Below are 20069 nucleotides of genomic sequence, written 5' to 3' on the forward strand. Positions count from 1 at the left end.
AAAATAAAGAAAACGATAATTTCTACATTATTTCAATAGAAATTATCGTTTTCTGTTTAGTCAGAGACATTTATGTCCCAGCCTGTTTTTTATGTTATTATAATGAATGATACAAAAAGTGTATGACTAGCGATTCGTGGGTTAGTTGTCTGATTTTCGTTGAATTATAAATAGAATTCTAATCAAAGTGTGCACTTAATTGTTGAATGATAAGTTCAAATGACTAGACTTCGTATTAAAATGTGAAAGTATGACATTTCAAAAGTTTTATTTCTTTAGTACGATGGAATGAATAATTTTTGAATATAAGCAATAAGCATTTTTAATATGTGAATGCACCGAAAAATAAATATGAAAAATAAAATTTCTATGCAAATAATTGGCATCAGAAATTGTTATACATGAAAGATTATGAGTGAATATATATGGAGGTAGCAAAATGAAATGTATTGTAGGTTTAGGCAACATTGGCAAACGCTTTGAACAAACTAAGCATAATATTGGTTTCGAAGTTATTGACTATATGTTGGAGCAGAATCAATTTTCTTTAAATAAACAAAAATTTAAAGGCGCATATACAATCGAACGGTTTGCTGGAGAAAAAGTAATGTTTATCGAACCAATGACAATGATGAATTTGTCTGGTAATGCAGTAGGACCTTTAATGAATTATTATGATATTGATATTGAAGATTTGGTTGTGTTGTATGATGACCTTGATTTACCTCAAGGAGAGATTCGATTGAGACAAAAAGGTAGTGCCGGTGGTCATAATGGTATGAAATCGATTATTCAAGCTCTAGGCACGGACCAATTCAAAAGAATTAGAATAGGGGTGGATCGCCCATCAAATGGGATGGCGATTGTAGACTATGTTTTACAGAAATTTTCGAAACAAGAGATGCAAACAATGAATAAAGTAATAGAACATTCTGCACGAGCAGTAGAGGCTTACATAGAAAGTGATAGATTTGATCGTGTGATGAATGAATATAATGGTGAGATTAAGTGAAATCAATAATTACAGAATATATCAAAGAAGATAAACGATACCAAGAATTAAATGAAGTGTTTGGCAAAGATAATGTATTAGTGACAGGGTTGTCAGGTGCGGCTAAAGCCACAATTATTGCTGAAAAATATCTGAACAGTACACAACAATTACTTGTCGTGACGAACAATCTTTACCAAGCAGAAAAACTAGAAAGTGATTTATTGCAATTTATAGATGAACAAGACATCTATAAATATCCAATGCAAGACATCATGACAGAAGAATTTTCAACTCAAAGCCCTCAATTTATGAGTGAACGTGTGCGTACGTTAACGGCACTTGCTCAAGAAGAGAGAGGGTTATTTATCGTTCCGTTGAACGGTTTAAAAAAATGGCTAACGCCTGTTGAAATATGGCAATCACATCAACTTACATTATCAGTAGGCGATGACATTGATATTGATGAGTTCTTAAATAAACTTATAAATATGGGCTATCGCAGAGAAAGTGTCGTCTCACATATTGGTGAATTTTCATTACGTGGAGGGATAGTGGACATTTACCCACTAATTGGCAATCCTGTCAGAATAGAACTGTTTGATACAGAAATCGATTCTATACGTGATTTTGATGTAGAATCACAACGTTCAGAAGGCAATGTAGAACAGGTGAATGTGACAACTGCTAGTGATTATATTATTACCGATGACGTATTGAAGCATACAAAACAAAAACTGAAAGAAGCTTATGAATATACTCGTCCAAAAATTGAAAAATCAGTACGTAATGATTTAAAAGAAACTTACGAAAGTTTCCAATTGTTTGAATCAGACATGTTTGATCATCAAGTACTTCGACGTCTTGTCTCATTTATGTATGAACAACCAGCAACAATTATGGATTATTTCAAAGACGATGTAATCATAGCAGTAGATGAATATAACAGAATAAAAGAAACAGAAACATCGCTTATCACAGAAACAGATGAATTCATGCAGAATTTAATTGAAAGTGGTAAAGGATTTATTGATCAAAGCTTTTTACAATATGATGGTTTTGAGAATCTAATCAAACCCTATCCAGTAGCGTATTTTACGTTATTTACAGCTACGATGCCTGTGCAATTAAGTGAAATTATTAAGTTTTCATGTAAGCCTGTACAACAATTTTATGGTCAATATGATATTATGCGTTCAGAATTCCAACGATTTATTCAAAATGATTATACGGTTGTAGTGCTTGCTGAAACAGAAGTCAAAAAAGAACGCATACAATCGATGTTGAATGAAATGCATATCCCAACCTTTATAGATACGCCTATGCAGCGCAATAACGGCGGTAGCGCTATTATTACTGAGGGAAGTTTGTCTGAAGGTTTTGAACTGCCATACATGCAACTCGTGGTGGTCACGGAAAGAGAATTGTTTAAATCTAAACAAAAGAAAAAGCCAAAACAGCAAAAAACATTAACGAATGCTGAAAAAATAAAATCTTACCAAGATTTAAAAACAGGCGATTATATTGTACATGTACATCATGGTGTTGGGAGATACTTAGGTGTTGAAACACTTGAAGTCAGTGGTGTGCACAAAGATTATATTAAATTACAGTACAAAGGTACTGATCAATTGTTTGTACCAGTTGATCAAATGGACCAAGTACAAAAATATGTTGCCTCCGAAGATAAATCCCCTAAATTAAATAAATTAGGTGGTACAGAATGGAAAAAAACTAAGGCTAAGGTACAACAAAGTGTTGAAGATATGGCTGATGAATTAATGGAGCTATATAAAGCACGTGAAATGTCTGTCGGTTATCAGTATGGACCAGATACTGCTGAACAAAATGAGTTTGAGATTGACTTTCCATATGAGCTTACACCAGACCAAAGTAAATCTATTGATGAAATTAAGCAGGATATGGAAATTGAACGTCCAATGGATAGATTGTTATGTGGTGACGTTGGTTATGGTAAGACTGAAGTTGCAGTACGCGCAGCATTTAAAGCAGTTATGGAAGGTAAGCAGGTAGCATTTTTAGTGCCAACAACGATATTGGCACAGCAACATTACGAAACATTGATTGAACGTATGCAAGATTTTCCTATCGAAGTGCAATTAATTAGTCGATTTAGAACAACTAAAGAAGTTAAAGAAACGAAAGAAGGCTTGAAATCTGGCTTTGTAGACATCGTTGTAGGTACACATAAATTGTTAGGTAAAGATATCCACTATAAAGATTTAGGACTACTCATCGTTGACGAAGAGCAACGATTTGGTGTGCGACACAAAGAACGAATTAAGTCATTAAAAAATAATGTGGACGTATTAACGCTAACAGCTACACCGATACCACGTACTTTGCATATGAGTATGCTAGGTGTGCGTGATTTGTCAGTAATAGAAACGCCGCCAGAGAATCGTTTCCCTGTGCAAACCTATGTGTTAGAGCAGAATACGAATTTTATCAAAGAAGCGCTTGAACGAGAATTATCGAGAGATGGACAAGTCTTTTATTTATATAACAAAGTACAGTCTATTTATGAAAAAAGAGAGCAACTTCAAATGCTCATGCCAGATGCAAATATCGGTGTTGCACATGGTCAAATGAACGAAAGAGACCTAGAGGAAACGATGCTTAGCTTTATTAATCATGAGTACGACATCATAGTTACAACTACGATTATCGAAACAGGTGTAGACGTACCCAATGCGAATACCCTCATCATTGAAGATGCAGATCGATTTGGATTGAGTCAGTTGTATCAATTGAGAGGACGTGTTGGACGTTCAAGTCGTATCGGCTATGCATACTTTTTACATCCGGCAAACAAAGTACTTTCAGAAACAGCAGAAGATCGACTGCAGGCAATTAAAGAGTTTACCGAGTTAGGTTCAGGATTTAAAATCGCAATGCGTGATTTGAATATTCGTGGTGCTGGTAATTTATTAGGCAAACAACAACATGGCTTCATCGATTCAGTTGGTTTTGATTTGTATTCACAAATGCTAGAAGAAGCGGTTAATGAAAAACGTGGTATTAAACCAGAACAGCAAGATGCGCCAGAAATTGAAATAGAATTAAACTTAGATGCATATCTACCGGCTGAATATATACAAAATGAGCAAGCTAAAATCGAGATTTATAAAAAACTACGTAAGATTGAAACACATGCACAACTCATGGATGTGAAAGACGAGTTAATTGACCGATTTAATGATTATCCAGTTGAAGTCGAACGATTGCTAGAAATGATGGAAATTAAAGTACACGCATTACATGCGGGTGTGACATTAATCAAAGATGTTGGTAAGGAAGTAGAAGTTTATTTATCTGAAAAAGGAACTACTGATATCAATGGTGAATCACTCTTTAAACAGACTCAGCCTTTAGGGCGCACAATGAAAGTTGGCGTTCAAGATGGTAAAATGAAAGTGACGTTAAAGAAAACAAATACATGGTTAGATAATTTGAAATTCTTAGCGAAATGTTTAGAAGAAAGTATGGTTATACCTGATGAAATCTAGGGAAGCAACATCCTCCGCCTTTAATGGTGTCGTTGTACTGACGTTAGCGTTAATCGTTGTTAAGATATTAAGCGCAATCTATCGAGTACCTTACCAAAATGTCTTAGGTGATGAAGGGTTATATGCATATCAACAAATTTATCCAATTGTTGCTTTAGGTGTTATTTTGACGATGAATGCAATACCGAGCGCTGTTACTCAATTATTTGGTTCAGATGGAAAATCACAACAGTATACACGTGTGCTGTTACGCGTGCAGGTGTTAGGTATAATGTTGTTCTTTATATTATTACTTTGTGCAAAATGGGTTGCATGGCTCATGGGTGATGTAGAACTAGCGCCTATGCTGCGTGCGGCAAGCTTTAGTTTCTTATTTATCGGTATATTAGGCGTTTATCGAGGATACTACCAAGCGCAACAAAGTATGAGTATACCAGCTATTTCCCAGGTAATTGAGCAAATTGTACGTGTGGGTCTAATTTTAAGCGCGATTGTATTATTTGTGACACAAGATTGGTCGCTCTATGAAGCAGGTACATTGGCTATTTTAGGGTCAGCAATTGGTTTTTTAGCTTCAAGTATATATTTGATTGTAAACAAACCATTTAGGCTTGATATTGGAAGGGGACAAAATAAAGGCTCTGTCGCGTCGACGGTTGCATGGCGAAAGTTAGCATTAGCTATCATTGTATTTGCGGTCAGTCAACTTATTGTTATTGTCTGGCAAGTGGTCGATAGCTTTACCGTGATACATGCATTGCGAGATACAGGCATGAGCCTTCAAGCCTCTGCAACACAAAAAGGGGTTTATGACCGTGGCGCTTCATTTATACAAATGGGACTCATCATTACAACTACATTTTGTTTTGTCCTCATTCCTTTATTAACTGAGGCTTTAAGAAATCGCAATCAAGTGCAAGTGAATAGATATGCGAATGCATCCATCAAAATCACAATGCTATTTAGCGTTGCGGCTGGTATTGGATTAATTAATTTATTGCCAGTTATGAATGGCGTATTTTTTAAATATGATAGTCAGACGGGAACGCTAGCAGTATATATGTTGACGGTTATCTTTGTTTCGTTGATTATGATGGATATTGCATTATTGCAAGTGAAGCATAAGGTACGAGCAATCATGGTTGCTTTTCTCATCGGTGTGATAAGTAAAGCGCTATTAAATATATTGTTGATACCATATTGGTTAATGTTGGGTGGCAGTATAAGTACTGTAGTCTCACTTATGATATTTACTGCATTATTGCATTTTCAAGTGTTAAAACACTATCAATTCAGAAATATGCCGAGGTTTATAGTTAAACTTATGGCTACCATGGCTATACTTACAATTGCGGTACAGTCATTGATGTGGCTAATACCGACGCAAGGACGTATAGCAGGATTGATTGAACTCATTATTGCTGCTGCTGTTGGTATTGCGGTAGTTGTTGTAGCAATAGTGCGTACACAGTTATTAGGTTATAAAGAGTTAAAGCACCTACCATTTGGAGATAAACTCATTCATATGAAAAGAGGGAAACTGTAATGACAGGTAAAATTACAATCGTTGGATTAGGTAATTATGGTATTGAAGAATTACCACTAGGAATATATAAATTTTTGAAAAAACAAGCGCACGTCTACACGCGTACGTTAGATCATCCGATTATTAAAACATTAATTGAGGATGAGGAAATAGAATTTCAAAGTTTTGATCATATTTATGAGTCTAATAAAGCCTTCGAAGATGTGTATGAATCAATCGTGACCGAGCTTATTGAAGCAACTCAAGTATCGGACATTGTATATACTGTGCCTGGTCACCCTCGTGTTGCAGAAACGACAACTGCAAAGTTGGAAGCATATGCACATAAACATAAAGAAATAGAAGTAGAAATTTTAGGCGGAAAAAGTTTTATCGATGATATTTTTGAAGCTGTGAAGGTTGATCCTAATGACGGCTTTACATTATTAGATGCTACATCACTTGATGTTAACCAATTAAATATTCGTACGCACACGCTTATTACACAAGTATATAGCTCAATGACTGCTGGAGATTTAAAAGTGACATTGATGGAGCGTTATGATGATGCACAACGAGTGTATATTGTTGATGGTGCACATAGTAGTGAGGCAAAAGTGATTGAAACGCCATTATTTGAATTAGATCATCATACTGACGCTTTTAGTAATCTAACGAGTGTATTTATTAGAAAAGTAGAAGCAGATGAAGCATACATGAGTGATTTTTATTATGCGGCCAGTATTATAGATCGTTTAGTCGATGATGAAGTAGGTTGCCCTTGGGATAAAGTGCAAACACATCAAACGTTAAAACGTTACTTGTTAGAAGAGACGTTTGAGCTTTTCGAGGCAATAGATAACGAAGATGATTGGCACATCATTGAAGAACTAGGAGATATCTTGCTTCAAGTTCTGCTGCATACAAGTATTGGTAAGAAGGAAGGCTACTTTGATATAAATGAAGTAGTGCGAAACTTATCAGAAAAAATGATTCACAGACATCCCCATATTTTTGGAGAGGCACAGGCAGAAACTGAGGAAGACTTAAAACATATTTGGGCAAAAGCCAAGGCAGAAGAAGGTAAAGTACAACGTGTGAAATTCGAAAAAGTATTTGCAGAGCATTTTATGAAGTTGTATGATAAAACAAAAAATATGTCGTTAGATGAGGCTGCTTTAAAACAATATTTAGAGCAAGGAGGAAACAATTCATGAGACTAGATAAATATCTTAAAGTATCAAGATTGGTAAAACGTCGTACACTCGCAAAAGAAATAAGTGACCAAGGACGTATTACAGTCAATGGTTCGGTTGCGAAAGCAGGTACGGATGTTAAAGTGACAGATCAACTTGTCATTCGTTTTGGACAAAAAATTATAACAATTAATGTTACTGGTTTAAGTGAACATGCGACTAAAGAAAATGCAAAAGGTATGTATGAAATCGTTAAAGAAGAAAAAGTTGGCGAAGCCTAATGAAGGAGGTGACAAGTAATGAGTAAAAAAGTTGAAGGCATTGGAAATACGTTTACGTCTTCTGAGAATAAAAAGAAACAGCAACAAAAGATGAGACGACGTGTTATACGAAGAAGAATCAGTTTATTCGCAGGTATTTTAATCGCTATTATTATTGTTTTATGTATCATGCTTGTCACTCAAAAACAAAGTAATAACGAGGATGCCGCTGAGCGTCAGCAAAAAGAACAAAAATATCAGAAGCAACAAGATGAAGAATTAGCGTTAAAAGAACAACTTAATAATCTGAATGATAAGAGTTATATAGAGAAAGTAGCAAGAGATGATTATTATTTGAGTAATGATGGCGAAGTCATTTTCAAGTTGCCTGGTGATAAGTCTAAAGCGGAATCCAAATCTTCTAAAGACGATAAACAGTGAAAAATATTTTTTTGCATCATAATACCATTGTTAATTTATGCAAACAGGCATATAATAAGGTTAAAATCGAAACAAATCGGGAGGATTTATTTACAATATGTCAATCGAAGTAGGAAACAAGCTTAAAGGTAAAGTCACTGGGATTAAAAAGTTTGGCGCATTTGTCGAGCTTCCGGAAGGCAAGAGTGGCTTAGTTCACATAAGTGAAGTTGCAGATAACTACGTGGAAAATGTAGAAGATCATTTATCTGTGGGTGATGAAGTTGAAGTTAAAGTACTTACAATCGCAGATGATGGTAAGATTAGCCTATCTATCAAAAAAGCGAAAGATCGTCCACGTAGACCTCAAAGTAAACCAAGCCACAAACAGGCGCAACCTAAAGGTGAAGACTTTGAGAAGAAATTAACAAATTTCTTAAAGGATAGTGAAGATAAATTAACTTCAATCAAACGTCAAACTGAATCAAGACGTGGCGGTAAAGGCGCGAGACGTTAATAGAATAAAAGTTTGTTCACAAGGAAGCTTACGCGTTTCGTTGAGAACAGTGCAATGCAACGATGACAATATTAAGTTTGTTCGTAACAATCTAAGACTGTTTTCTTAATGAGGAAACAGTCTCTTTTTTGTTGTCAATGAGAGCGATTACGACTGAAGTTTTGTCATATATTCATAGTAGACAGGAGGTAGGTACGTTGGAGGTTAATACCCAAGGCTGGTCACAAGATAACCATATAGTCTTAGCAGTTTCTACAGGCGTAGATAGCATGGTATTGTTACATCAATTAATTACACAACTGAAGGATTCCTATGCACAATTAACTTGTTTACATGTTAATCATAACGTCCGTGAAATGGCACAAGAGGAGGAACAATTTCTCGAACAATATTGCGATGAAAACAAGATTTCTTTACATGTAAAACAACTAGACTTATCTCCTGTTAGCGACAAAGGCAACAGCATCGAGAACGAAGCGAGAATTGCACGTTATGCATGGTTTGATAGCATGATGGAATCATTAAATGCAGACGTATTGCTAACTGCGCACCATCAAGATGATCAAATAGAAACAATTTTCTACAGATTGATGACTGGTCGTTCGACAAGAAGTAGTTTAGGCATGGCATATGTGACAATGCGACATGGCTATAAAATATGCAGACCGCTATTAACGATTGAAAAAGAAGAAATTCGAGATTACCAAGCGCGATATAATGTTCAATTTTATGAAGATGAGACCAATGCACAAAATCAATATGTGAGAAATGATATTCGTAATCGTATCTTGCCAGACATAAATAGCAATGAACATTTAGATGTAGCTCAGTTAATTAAATTAAAAGAGTGGCATGATGAGCAACGAAAAGAAATAGATAGAGAAGCGGAGTATTTTATCAGTCATTTTCTACAAAAAAATACTGATTTACAAAAATACAGTGTGCCGAGAGAGCAATTTTTAGCATTACGGCATAGCGTTAGAATTACTGTGTTGGATAAAGTATTCGATCAGTTACACGTGCAACCATCATTTACGGAAAAAACATATAATGAATGGTTCCAGCAGCTAAATAGTAATTTGTCACAAAGTCGTGTATATACAACAGATAAATGGATAATTCATATCGCTTATGATAAATTTATAATAATGGCAAATTATGATGTGAGTCTTTCTCCGACTAAGATTGTACAACCAGGGACATACAACTATGGTCATTATCATATTGACATTAAAGAAACTATTTCAACAATTGAATATCCATTAATCATTCGTACGCGCAAAGACGGTGACAAATTTGTGTTAAATGGTCTGGATGGACATAAGAAAGTTAGTAGATTGTTAATTGATCATAAAATTGAACAACACGAACGTGATCAATTGCCAATCATCATTAATGCCAATGATGAGGTTATCGCTGTCGGAACATTATATTTACAAAATAAATACAGTCAATCAATTTTTATAAAAGATTTGGGAGAGGAATGAAAAAATGCGAGACGATTTAAAGGAAATACTATTATCAGAGGAAGATATTCATCATATTTGTAAAGATTTAGGTGAAGAAATCACAAAAGCTTATCAAGGAAAACCACTTGTTTGTATTGGTATATTGAAAGGATCAGTTATGTTTATGGCAGATTTAATTAAACATATTGATACACATTTGGCAATTGATTTTATGGATGTTTCTAGTTATCACGGTGGAACAGAATCTACTGGAGAAGTTCAAATATTGAAAGATTTGAGTTCATCAATTGAAAATAAAGATGTACTTATTATTGAAGATATTTTGGAAACAGGTACAACATTAAAATCAATTACTGAATTATTAGAATCACGTCGTGTAAATACTTTAGAAATTGTAACGTTACTTGATAAACCAAATCGTCGTAAAGCAGATATTGAAGCCAAATATGTTGGTAAAAAAATTCCGGATGAATTTGTAGTGGGTTATGGATTAGATTATGCAGAACATTATCGTAACTTACCTTATATTGGTACACTTAAACCAGAAATTTATACAAAGTAAGCAATACAATTTAATCGAATGGTAAGATATTATATAATATAAGTCTAAGTTCAAATTGTAAGTGGTTGTATAAGTTCATGTATGAAAATCAATATTTAATTTGTGTATACATAAATTTAGTAGGACTATTATTATATTTTGAGCCATGTATATGTAACTGAATAGCACAATAGAATATCAAAATTTAAAATAAAGCGTTTAAATTGGAAACATGATACTAAAGTGGAAATACTAGCCGAAAATGAGTGTATTGTGTTACAATCTTTGTTAGTTTTATTATTGAAGTAGGAGGAAATGACGCATGCAGAAAGCCTTTCGTAATGTGCTTGTTATCGCAATTATTGGCGTTGTTATATTTGGTTTGTTTTCATGGTTGAATGGAAATGGAAATATGCCTAAACAACTTACATATAACCAATTTGTGAAACAACTAGATAAAGGTGATTTAAAATCACTTGAGATACAACCTGAACAAAATGTATATATGGTAAGTGGTAAAACAAAAAATGACGAAGATTATTCTTCAACGATTTTATATAATAATGAAAAAGAATTACAAAACATAACAGATAAAGCACAAAAACAAGATGGATTGAAGTTTACAGTTAAAGAAGAAGAAAAACAAAGTGTGTTTGTAAGCATACTATCAACATTAATTCCTGTATTAGTTATTGCGTTATTATTTATTTTCTTCCTTAGCCAAGCTCAAGGTGGCGGCGGCGGTGGCGGTCGTATGATGAACTTTGGTAAATCCAAAGCTAAAATGTACGACAGTCAGAAAAAACGCGTACGCTTCTCAGATGTAGCAGGCGCAGACGAAGAAAAACAAGAATTGATTGAAATTGTTGATTTCTTAAAAGATAATAAGCAATTTAAACAAATGGGATCTAGAATACCTAAAGGTGTACTATTAGTAGGTCCTCCAGGTACTGGTAAGACATTACTTGCACGAGCAGTTGCTGGTGAAGCAGGCACCCCGTTCTTCTCAATAAGTGGTTCAGATTTCGTTGAGATGTTTGTCGGTGTTGGTGCGAGCCGTGTACGTGATTTATTTGAAAATGCTAAGAAAAATGCGCCATGTATTATCTTTATCGATGAAATCGACGCAGTAGGACGTCAACGTGGTGCTGGTGTCGGTGGTGGACACGATGAACGTGAGCAAACACTTAACCAATTATTAGTTGAAATGGATGGTTTTGGTGAAAATGAAGGTATCATTATGATAGCTGCAACAAACCGCCCAGACATTTTAGACCCAGCATTATTACGTCCAGGTCGTTTCGATAGACAAATTCAAGTAGGTCGTCCAGATGTTAAAGGACGTGAAGCGATTCTTCACGTTCATGCTAAGAATAAACCGCTTGATGAAACAGTTGATTTAAAAGCAATTTCTCAAAGAACACCAGGATTTTCAGGTGCCGATTTAGAAAACTTATTAAACGAAGCATCATTAGTTGCAGTTCGTGAAGGTAAGAAAAAAATCGATATGCGTGATATTGAAGAAGCGACTGACCGTGTAATTGCAGGTCCAGCTAAAAAATCTCGTGTTATTTCTAAGAAAGAGAGAAATATCGTTGCCTACCATGAAGCAGGACATACAATTATTGGTATGGTGCTTGATGAAGCTGAAGTTGTGCATAAAGTAACAATTGTGCCACGTGGTCAAGCTGGTGGTTACGCGATGATGCTACCTAAACAAGATCGTTTCTTAATGACTGAACCAGAATTATTAGATAAGATTTGTGGATTGCTTGGTGGACGTGTATCGGAAGATATTAACTTTAACGAAGTGTCTACAGGTGCATCTAATGACTTTGAACGTGCTACACAAATTGCACGTCAAATGGTTACTGAATATGGTATGAGTAAGAAATTAGGACCAATTCAATTCTCAAGTAGCGGTAATGGTCAAGTATTCTTAGGTAAAGATATGCAAGGTGAGCCAGAATATTCTGGACAAATTGCTTACGAAATAGATAAAGAAGTACAACGTATTATTAAAGAACAATACGAACGTTGTAAAGAAATTCTGTTAGAGCATAAATCACAATTAAATTTAATTGCTGAATCGCTATTAATAGAAGAAACGCTAGTTGCTGAACAAATACAATCATTATTCCATGATGGCGTATTACCAGAAGTTGATTACGATAGTGCTCAAGTCGTTGAAGAAGAAAACACTGACTTCGAAGATGGTAAATACGGAAAATCATATGAAGATGTACGTAAAGAGCAATTAGATAATGATAATGAACAAAGTGATAACACGTCTAAAGACTCTAAAGAGTCAGACGAAGATAATGACTCAGAAGAAACTGGGCATGAACAAGCACCAGATATCGATAAGCCTGGAGAATCAAAAGATTCCGACGATTTTAATGGTCCACACCGTGGTTAATCGATGACTGAAATAAGAACTTCTTTCTGCTATCATATGGATAGTAGGAAGAAGTTTTTTTATGGTGAATACCAAGTTGTAAACATATCTTTCGCTTTTTTGAAGTTGAAAGCTTAAAATAAAATGCATTCATTAAACGTTATCTATCTACTAAAAAGGTTACGTTACAATAAAGAAGAACTTATGAGTAAATATAAAAGGAGAAGTTAAAAATGACGAAGGATTATATAGTTAAAGCGTTAGCTTATGGAGGTCAAATTCGTGCATATAGTGCTTTGACAACAGAAAGTGTACAAGAAGCACAAACTAGTCACTATACTTGGCCAACTGCATCAGCAGCATTAGGGCGTACAATGACTGCGACGTTAATGATGGGTGCAATGTTAAAAGGTGAACAAAAATTAACTGTAACTGTTGATGGTAATGGACCAATAGGTAAAATTATTGCTGATGCGGATGCTAAAGGAAATGTACGTGGATATGTTACAAACCCTCAAACGCATTTCCCTTTGAATAATATTGGGAAATTAGATGTAAGCCGAGCGGTTGGTACAGATGGAGCAATCACAGTTGTTAAGGATATTGGGTTGAAAGATTATTTTTCTGGATCTAGTCCGTTAGTTTCAGGTGAGCTAGGCGATGATTTTACGTATTACTTTGCGAAGAGTGAACAAGAACCTTCTTCAGTTGGATTGGGTGTACTTGTAAATCCTGATAATTCAATTAAAGCGGCAGGTGGATTTATCATTCAAGTAATGCCGGGTGCAGAAGATGAAACCATCACTAAATTAGAAAATGCAATTAATGAGATGACACCAGTATCTAAATTAATTGATCAAGGATTGACACCAGAAGAACTGCTTTTCGAAATTTTAGGTGAAGAAAATGTACAAATATTAGAAAGTCTTCCAGCACAATTTGAATGCCACTGTGGTCACGATAAGTTTTTAAATGCAATTAAAGGCTTAGGTGAAGCAGAAATTCAAAATATGATAGATGTAGACCACGGAGCTGAAGCAGAATGTCATTTCTGTAGAAGTAAATATACGTTTTCTGAAGAAGAATTACAGACATTGTTAGGAAAAAGTGAGTAAAACAGTTAAAATAAATGATGAAGCACATGATATTAGGTTTAAAATTGTAAGGGCTTGTAGTTGTATTTGCAGAAAAAACTGATAAAATAGAATTATATCCGAGAGAAAAAGTATGTTTTAAACTTTTAATGAAAAGGAGCAATACTTATGTCAAATAAACCAGTAAATAATATCGTACAAGTGATTGGTAATACGCCTGTAGTAAAATTAAATAATGTCGTTGGCGAAGATGCAGCGGATGTATACGTTAAATTAGAATATCAAAACCCAGGTGGTTCAGTGAAGGATCGTATTGCATTAGCGATGATTGAAGCCGCTGAAAAAGAAGGTAAAATCAAACCGGGTGATACAATCGTTGAACCTACAAGTGGGAACACAGGTATTGGGTTAGCATTTGTTTGTGCTGCCAAAGGTTATAAAGCAGTATTTACAATGCCTGAAACAATGAGTCAAGAGCGTCGCAATTTATTAAAAGCGTATGGTGCTGAGCTTGTATTAACACCTGGTTCAGAAGCGATGAAAGGTGCAATCAAGAAAGCTAAAGAATTAAAAGAAGAGTTTGGTTATTATGAACCACAACAATTTGAAAATCCTGCCAACCCTCGTGTACATGAGTTGACAACAGGTCCAGAACTTGTTGAACAATTTGAAGGCAAGACGATTGACTCATTCTTAGCAGGTGTCGGCACTGGCGGTACGTTAAGTGGTGCTGGTAAAGTATTGAAAGAGAAATATCCAGACATTAATCTTGTCGCTATTGAACCTGAAGATTCTCCAGTGCTTAGTGGTGGTGAACCTGGCCCTCACAAATTACAAGGTCTAGGTGCAGGTTTTATTCCGGATACTTTAAACGAAAACATTTATGATGAGATTGTTCAAGTAGGCAATGAAACAGCTATGGATATGGCACGTAAAGTAGCAAAAGAAGAAGGTATCTTATGTGGTATTTCTTCAGGCGCAGCGATTTATGCAGCTATTGAAAAAGCGAAACAATTAGGTAAAGGCAAAACTGTCGTTACAGTACTTCCAAGTAATGGGGAACGTTATCTTTCAACACCATTATTCTCATTTGATGACTAAAAACTAAATGATATATTAGCCGGTCACATTTTGATGTGTACCGGTTTTTATTTTGCGAAAAATACAGTTTTAGGTATTGTTCAAATATTATATGAACGTTATGTATATAAAGCATTCAATAGCGAAATTAATAGAAAATACGTTATGATAAATGTAACTCGAATTTTAAAAAAGTAGTTACTTTTCAAGTGAAAGGAAGCAAGATATCTATGGCACATACAAAAATTATGGGGATTTTAAACGTTACTCCGGATTCATTTTCCGATGGTGGTAAATACAACTCGATTGAAGCGGCAGTTAGAAGGGCTGAAGAAATGGTGGAAGAAGGCGTTGATATTATTGATATTGGCGGTATATCTACGAGACCTGGTTATGAAGAAATCACTGTTGAAGAAGAGCTAGAACGTGTGGTTCCAGTTGTAAAAGCTTTGAAGCATCTAGATGTCCAACTTTCTGTTGATACATATAGAAGTGAAGTTGCAGAAGCTGCTATGGAATTAGGTGTATCCATTATTAATGATCAATGGGCTGGATTACATGATGCGCGTATTTTCGAAATCGTAGCGAAGTATGAAGGTGAAATTGTACTTATGCATAATGGTAATGGTGAAAGAACAGAGCCTGTAGTAGATGAAATGTTACTTTACTTACTTAAACAAGCAAATAAAGCAGAGATGGCAGGTATTCCGCAAGAAAAAGTTTGGATTGATCCAGGAATTGGCTTTGCCAAAACACGTGAGGAAGAGAAAGAGGTTATGGCACGTATAGATGAACTTGTGGCGACTGGTTATCCTGTATTACTCGCAACGAGTAGAAAAAGATTCATCAAAGAAATGATAGGTGGAGATACTGCACCAACTGAAAGAGATGAAGCAACTGCGGCGACAACAGCATATGGTATAATGCAAGGTGTAAAAGCGGTACGAGTGCATAATGTTGTATTAAATGCACGTTTAGGTCAGAGTATGGATTATTTAAAGGAGAATAGCGATGAACGACACAATATTTCTTAACGGTATGAAATTCTATGGTTATCATGGTGCTTTATCCGCAGAAAATGAAATTGGGCAAATATTTGTTGTGGACGTCACGATGAAAGTGGATTTGAGTATTGCTGGGAAAACAGATGAAGTTACAGATACAGTTCATTATGGAGAAGTATTTGAAACAGTTAAAGATATTATGGAAGGCAAGGCTGTAAATTTATTGGAGCATCTTGCTGAACGTATTGCAAAACGTATAAATTCACACTATAATCGTGTAATGGAAACGAAAGTTAGGATCACTAAAGAGAATCCCCCTATACCTGGTCATTATGATGGGGTAGGTGTTGAAATAGTGAGGGAGAGCCACTAATGGTATATGCGTATTTAGGCTTAGGTAGCAATGTTGGAGAGCGAAAAAACCAACTTGAAGAAGCGGTTTCCATTTTAAACAGTAAAAATGGAATTACAGTTACAAAAACATCACCTATTTATGAAACAGAGCCAGTCGGTTTTGTTGATCAACCACAATTTTTAAATCAATGTATTGAAATTGAAACGTCTTTAGCACCACATGATTTGTTGAAAGAATGCTTAGATGTAGAGCAGCAGTTACATCGAGTGAGAGAAGTTCGGTGGGGCCCTAGAACTTTAGATGTGGATATTTTACTTTATGGAGATTATATTTTAGAAGAAGCAGAATTAACAATACCGCATCCGCGCATGTTGGAACGCGCTTTTGTATTGATTCCCTTAAATGATATCGCTAAAGATGCTATTGAACCGCGTTCGAATAAGACAATTGGTACACTAGTGACGACAGATGATTCAGTTGGTACACTAGTGACGACAGATGATTCAGTAAAAAAATATCAAAGTTGAAATTACTTTATTACATTTGTTTCATCTAGTAGAATTGAAGAGTGAAAAGGTTAATACTAAGGAAACACAGAAACACGAGTTATGGTATCTTAAAGGTGTTACATGGCAGTGATAAAGTAAGAGAAGCTATTAATCAATCTAAAACATGGTGAATGATAGATACTCTTCAAGGATTCCAAGTTAAAATCCAAGCAAAACAAAATAAAAAGTAGAACAAGAAGCATAAAGGAGAGAAAGTTATGTCAGAAGAAATGAATGACCAAATGCAGGTTCGCCGACAAAAGTTACAAGAATTATACGATTTAGGAATTGATCCTTTCGGCCAAAAATTTGACCGTACATCAATGGCAGAACCATTACATGAAGATTGGGACCAATTTACAAAAGAAGAGTTACAAGAAAAAGAAGAAGAAAGTCATGTAAGTATTGCAGGTCGTTTAATGACTAAACGCGGTAAAGGTAAAGCTGGATTTGCACATGTTCAAGATTTGAGTGGACAAATACAAATTTACGTAAGAAAAGATCAAGTTGGTGAAGACCAATTTGAATTTTGGAATTCTGCTGACCTTGGAGATATCGTAGGCGTTGAAGGGGTAATGTTTAAGACGAATACAGGGGAATTATCAGTTAAAGCTAAATCATTTACACTGTTAACAAAATCGTTGCGCCCATTACCAGATAAGTTCCATGGTTTACAAGATATCGAGCAACGTTATCGTCAACGTTATCTTGATTTGATTACAAACCAAGATAGCACTCAAACATTTATCAAACGTAGTAAAATCTTACAAGAAATGCGCAGCTATTTAAATGAACAAGGATTCTTAGAAGTGGAAACGCCAATGATGCACCAAATTGCTGGTGGGGCAGCTGCACGTCCGTTTGTTACGCACCATAATGCGCTAGATGCAACACTATACATGAGAATCGCTATTGAATTACATTTAAAACGCCTAATTGTTGGTGGTTTAGAAAAAGTATATGAAATTGGTCGTGTGTTTAGAAATGAAGGTGTTTCTACAAGACATAATCCAGAATTCACAATGATAGAATTGTATGAAGCTTATGCAGATTACCATGACATTATGGATCTTACTGAAAATATGGTTAGACATATTTCTGAAAAAGTATTAGGCACAGCTAAAGTGACTTATGGTGAAGAAACAATAGATTTAGAATCTAAGTGGAAACGTGTTCATATGGCAGATGCTGTTAAAGAAGCTACAGGTGTTGATTTCTTCAGTATTCAAAGTGATGAAGAAGCAAAAGCGGCAGCAAAAGAACACGGCATTGAAATTGGCGATAATATGAAATATGGTCACATTCTTAATGAATTCTTCGAACAAAAAGTAGAAGAAACATTGATTCAACCTACATTTATATATGGTCACCCTATTGAAATTTCTCCATTAGCTAAGAAAAATGCAGAAGATCCAAGATTTACGGATCGCTTTGAGTTATTTATCGTTGGTAGAGAACACGGTAATGCATTCACAGAGCTTAATGATCCGATTGATCAAAGAGAAAGATTTGAAGCGCAGTTAGTAGAAAAAGAACAAGGTAATGATGAGGCTCATGAAATGGATGAGGACTTTATCGAAGCGTTAGAATACGGTATGCCTCCAACAGGTGGTTTAGGTATCGGTATTGATAGATTAGTAATGTTATTAACTGATTCTGCATCGATACGTGACGTATTATTATTCCCTTATATGAGACAAAAATAAATAGAATAAAGGGTTTATTTCCCTATTTTGAATCAGTGTTATGTTTTGTGTATGCAAAACATAGCGCTGATTTTTTGTTTTATTTCAATTATTCATCTTGTGAGCGCACATAAATAGGTACTATAAAAATAGAGTTAAAGATTTTGTAAGTAATAAGATACATTTATATATATTTCTTCTTTAAATATATAAAAGTAAACTAAAAAAAGGATGGTAAACTTGCGTTCTCTATGGTAAGATAGTTCAAGTCGAGTTAAGAAAACGTCTTGCAACATTGATACTAAAATTCTTTTGAAGAATACATTTTATCTATTGACTTAAAAGTAGAGATATAGTAATATATAAAAGTCGTCAAAAACGTAATGAGTTTCCAAAGAAGCTCAGACATTCGAGTAAAGACATTGTAAACAAATCTTAAAGATAGTGTAAAATTTGCTATTGCAAATGTTTAACAAACAATGTATTATTAATTGAGTAAGTTATTTTGTCTGGTGGCAATAGCAAAGAGGTCACACCTGTTCCCATGCCGAACACAGAAGTTAAGCTCTTTAGCGCCGATGGTAGTCGGACTTACGTTCCGCAAGAGTAGGACGTTGCCGGGCTTTATAAATTGCATTTATGTGGAGAATTAGCTCAGCTGGGAGAGCATCTGCCTTACAAGCAGAGGGTCGGCGGTTCGAACCCGTCATTCTCCACCATTTCAAATGAATAGCCGGCCTAGCTCAACTGGTAGAGCAACTGACTTGTAATCAGTAGGTTGGGGGTTCAAGTCCTCTGGCCGGCACCATTTCATGAGCCATTAGCTCAGTTGGTAGAGCATCTGACTTTTAATCAGAGGGTCAGTGGTTCGAGCCCACTATGGCTCATACAGTTTCATTTAGCAGAAGTAGTTCAGCGGTAGAATACGACCTTGCCAAGGTCGGGGTCGCGGGTTCGAATCCCGTCTTCTGCTCCATTATTTTTGCCGGGGTGGCGGAACTGGCAGACGCACAGGACTTAAAATCCTGCGATGAGAGATCATCGTACCGGTTCGATTCCGGTCCTCGGCACCATCATTTTAATAAGCGCCCGTAGCTCAACTGGATAGAGTACTTGACTACGAATCAAGAGGTTACAGGTTCGACCCCTGTCGGGCGCACCATTTTTAAAATGACTTTTAATAATTATATACGGGAAGTAGCTCAGCTTGGTAGAGCACTTGGTTTGGGACCAAGGGGTCGCAGGTTCGAATCCTGTCTTCCCGACTCTTTTAAATTTTCATGGGGGCTTAGCTCAGATGGGAGAGCGCCTGCTTTGCACGCAGGAGGTCAGCGGTTCGATCCCGCTAGTCTCCACCATATTATTTGATTGAAGAAATGAACATTGAAAACTGAATTGCAATATGTCAACGTTAATTCCGAACGCAACATTAAATTGTTGGTTCAAAACAAGTGTT

At 35.6% G+C, this 20069-nt stretch carries 16 protein-coding genes, 8 tRNA genes and 1 rRNA gene; all 25 read left to right on the forward strand.

Translation table 11 applies throughout. The annotated features are described in order from the left end of the window. Nucleotides 1–439: 439 nt before the first annotated feature. The 25 genes from pth (at nt 440) to ACSULM_RS11685 (ending at nt 19971) form a co-directional block, all read left to right on the forward strand. Entirely contained in the window at nt 440–1012 is a 573-nt protein-coding gene (gene pth, locus ACSULM_RS11565; protein ID WP_436862912.1) for an aminoacyl-tRNA hydrolase, read from the forward strand. Beyond that, complete coding sequence (gene mfd, locus ACSULM_RS11570; RefSeq protein ID WP_436862914.1) at nt 1009–4521, forward strand: transcription-repair coupling factor; 3513 nt, start codon at nt 1009–1011, stop codon at nt 4519–4521. Before pth ends, mfd begins: the two co-directional genes overlap by 4 nt. Next, the gene (locus ACSULM_RS11575) at nt 4511–6067 is read left to right on the forward strand and encodes a polysaccharide biosynthesis protein (protein ID WP_436862916.1); all 1557 of its coding nucleotides are present in this window, start codon (nt 4511–4513) and stop codon (nt 6065–6067) included. The genes mfd and ACSULM_RS11575 overlap by 11 nt, the downstream gene beginning before the upstream one ends. Next, nucleotides 6067–7263 (forward strand): MazG nucleotide pyrophosphohydrolase domain-containing protein, encoded by a 1197-nt coding sequence (locus ACSULM_RS11580; RefSeq protein WP_436862918.1) that lies wholly within the window; start codon nt 6067–6069, stop codon nt 7261–7263. The genes ACSULM_RS11575 and ACSULM_RS11580 overlap by 1 nt, the downstream gene beginning before the upstream one ends. Beyond that, the gene (locus ACSULM_RS11585; RefSeq protein ID WP_069996383.1) at nt 7260–7523 is read left to right on the forward strand and encodes an RNA-binding S4 domain-containing protein; all 264 of its coding nucleotides are present in this window, start codon (nt 7260–7262) and stop codon (nt 7521–7523) included. The genes ACSULM_RS11580 and ACSULM_RS11585 overlap by 4 nt, the downstream gene beginning before the upstream one ends. Nucleotides 7524–7541: 18 nt before the next feature. Continuing rightward, a complete protein-coding gene (locus ACSULM_RS11590) occupies nt 7542–7943 on the forward strand; it encodes an FtsB family cell division protein (RefSeq protein WP_436855929.1) in 402 nt (133 codons plus the stop codon). 97 nt (nt 7944–8040) lie between these two features. Further along, the gene (locus tag ACSULM_RS11595; RefSeq protein ID WP_069996385.1) at nt 8041–8439 is read left to right on the forward strand and encodes a S1 domain-containing RNA-binding protein; all 399 of its coding nucleotides are present in this window, start codon (nt 8041–8043) and stop codon (nt 8437–8439) included. A 197-nt stretch (nt 8440–8636) separates the two neighbouring features. Next, nucleotides 8637–9926: a tRNA lysidine(34) synthetase TilS gene (gene tilS / locus ACSULM_RS11600; protein ID WP_436862920.1), complete on the forward strand. Its 1290-nt coding sequence runs from the start codon at nt 8637–8639 to the stop codon at nt 9924–9926. Nucleotides 9927–9930: 4 nt separating this feature from the next. Further along, nucleotides 9931–10470, forward strand: coding sequence for a hypoxanthine phosphoribosyltransferase (gene hpt, locus ACSULM_RS11605; RefSeq protein WP_436862922.1), 540 nt, complete (start codon nt 9931–9933; stop codon nt 10468–10470). A 301-nt stretch (nt 10471–10771) separates the two neighbouring features. Beyond that, nucleotides 10772–12868 (forward strand): ATP-dependent zinc metalloprotease FtsH, encoded by a 2097-nt coding sequence (gene ftsH / locus ACSULM_RS11610; RefSeq protein ID WP_436862923.1) that lies wholly within the window; start codon nt 10772–10774, stop codon nt 12866–12868. A gap of 212 nt (nt 12869–13080) precedes the next feature. Continuing rightward, entirely contained in the window at nt 13081–13962 is an 882-nt protein-coding gene (gene hslO / locus ACSULM_RS11615; RefSeq protein ID WP_436862925.1) for an Hsp33 family molecular chaperone HslO, read from the forward strand. Between the two features lie 147 nt (nt 13963–14109). Next, nucleotides 14110–15042, forward strand: coding sequence for a cysteine synthase A (cysK, locus tag ACSULM_RS11620; protein ID WP_069996390.1), 933 nt, complete (start codon nt 14110–14112; stop codon nt 15040–15042). 209 nt (nt 15043–15251) lie between these two features. Next, on the forward strand, nt 15252–16055 hold the full coding sequence (gene folP / locus ACSULM_RS11625) for a dihydropteroate synthase (protein ID WP_436862927.1): 804 nt from the start codon (nt 15252–15254) through the stop codon (nt 16053–16055). Further along, on the forward strand, nt 16033–16398 hold the full coding sequence (folB, locus tag ACSULM_RS11630; RefSeq protein ID WP_436855923.1) for a dihydroneopterin aldolase: 366 nt from the start codon (nt 16033–16035) through the stop codon (nt 16396–16398). The genes folP and folB overlap by 23 nt, the downstream gene beginning before the upstream one ends. Beyond that, entirely contained in the window at nt 16398–16907 is a 510-nt protein-coding gene (folK, locus tag ACSULM_RS11635; protein WP_436862929.1) for a 2-amino-4-hydroxy-6-hydroxymethyldihydropteridine diphosphokinase, read from the forward strand. The genes folB and folK overlap by 1 nt, the downstream gene beginning before the upstream one ends. A 239-nt stretch (nt 16908–17146) precedes the next feature. Beyond that, the gene (gene lysS, locus ACSULM_RS11640) at nt 17147–18634 is read left to right on the forward strand and encodes a lysine--tRNA ligase (protein ID WP_436855921.1); all 1488 of its coding nucleotides are present in this window, start codon (nt 17147–17149) and stop codon (nt 18632–18634) included. Nucleotides 18635–19121: 487 nt separating this feature from the next. Further along, nucleotides 19122–19236 (forward strand): 5S ribosomal RNA (gene rrf / locus ACSULM_RS11645). A 20-nt stretch (nt 19237–19256) separates the two neighbouring features. After that, nucleotides 19257–19332: transfer RNA gene (locus ACSULM_RS11650), tRNA-Val, on the forward strand. A gap of 13 nt (nt 19333–19345) precedes the next feature. Continuing rightward, a tRNA-Thr gene (locus tag ACSULM_RS11655) sits at nt 19346–19421 on the forward strand. 6 nt (nt 19422–19427) lie between these two features. Continuing rightward, nucleotides 19428–19500 (forward strand) — tRNA-Lys (locus ACSULM_RS11660). Between the two features lie 14 nt (nt 19501–19514). Next, nucleotides 19515–19589: transfer RNA gene (locus ACSULM_RS11665), tRNA-Gly, on the forward strand. 8 nt (nt 19590–19597) lie between these two features. After that, nucleotides 19598–19686: transfer RNA gene (locus ACSULM_RS11670), tRNA-Leu, on the forward strand. A 12-nt stretch (nt 19687–19698) separates the two neighbouring features. Continuing rightward, nucleotides 19699–19775, forward strand: a tRNA-Arg gene (locus tag ACSULM_RS11675). Between the two features lie 29 nt (nt 19776–19804). Further along, nucleotides 19805–19878 (forward strand) — tRNA-Pro (locus tag ACSULM_RS11680). Nucleotides 19879–19895: 17 nt separating this feature from the next. Then, a tRNA-Ala gene (locus ACSULM_RS11685) sits at nt 19896–19971 on the forward strand. Nucleotides 19972–20069 lie beyond the last annotated feature (98 nt).

The sequence above is a fragment of the Staphylococcus caeli genome, assembly GCF_051413795.1.
GTDB lineage: Bacteria > Bacillota > Bacilli > Staphylococcales > Staphylococcaceae > Staphylococcus > Staphylococcus caeli_A.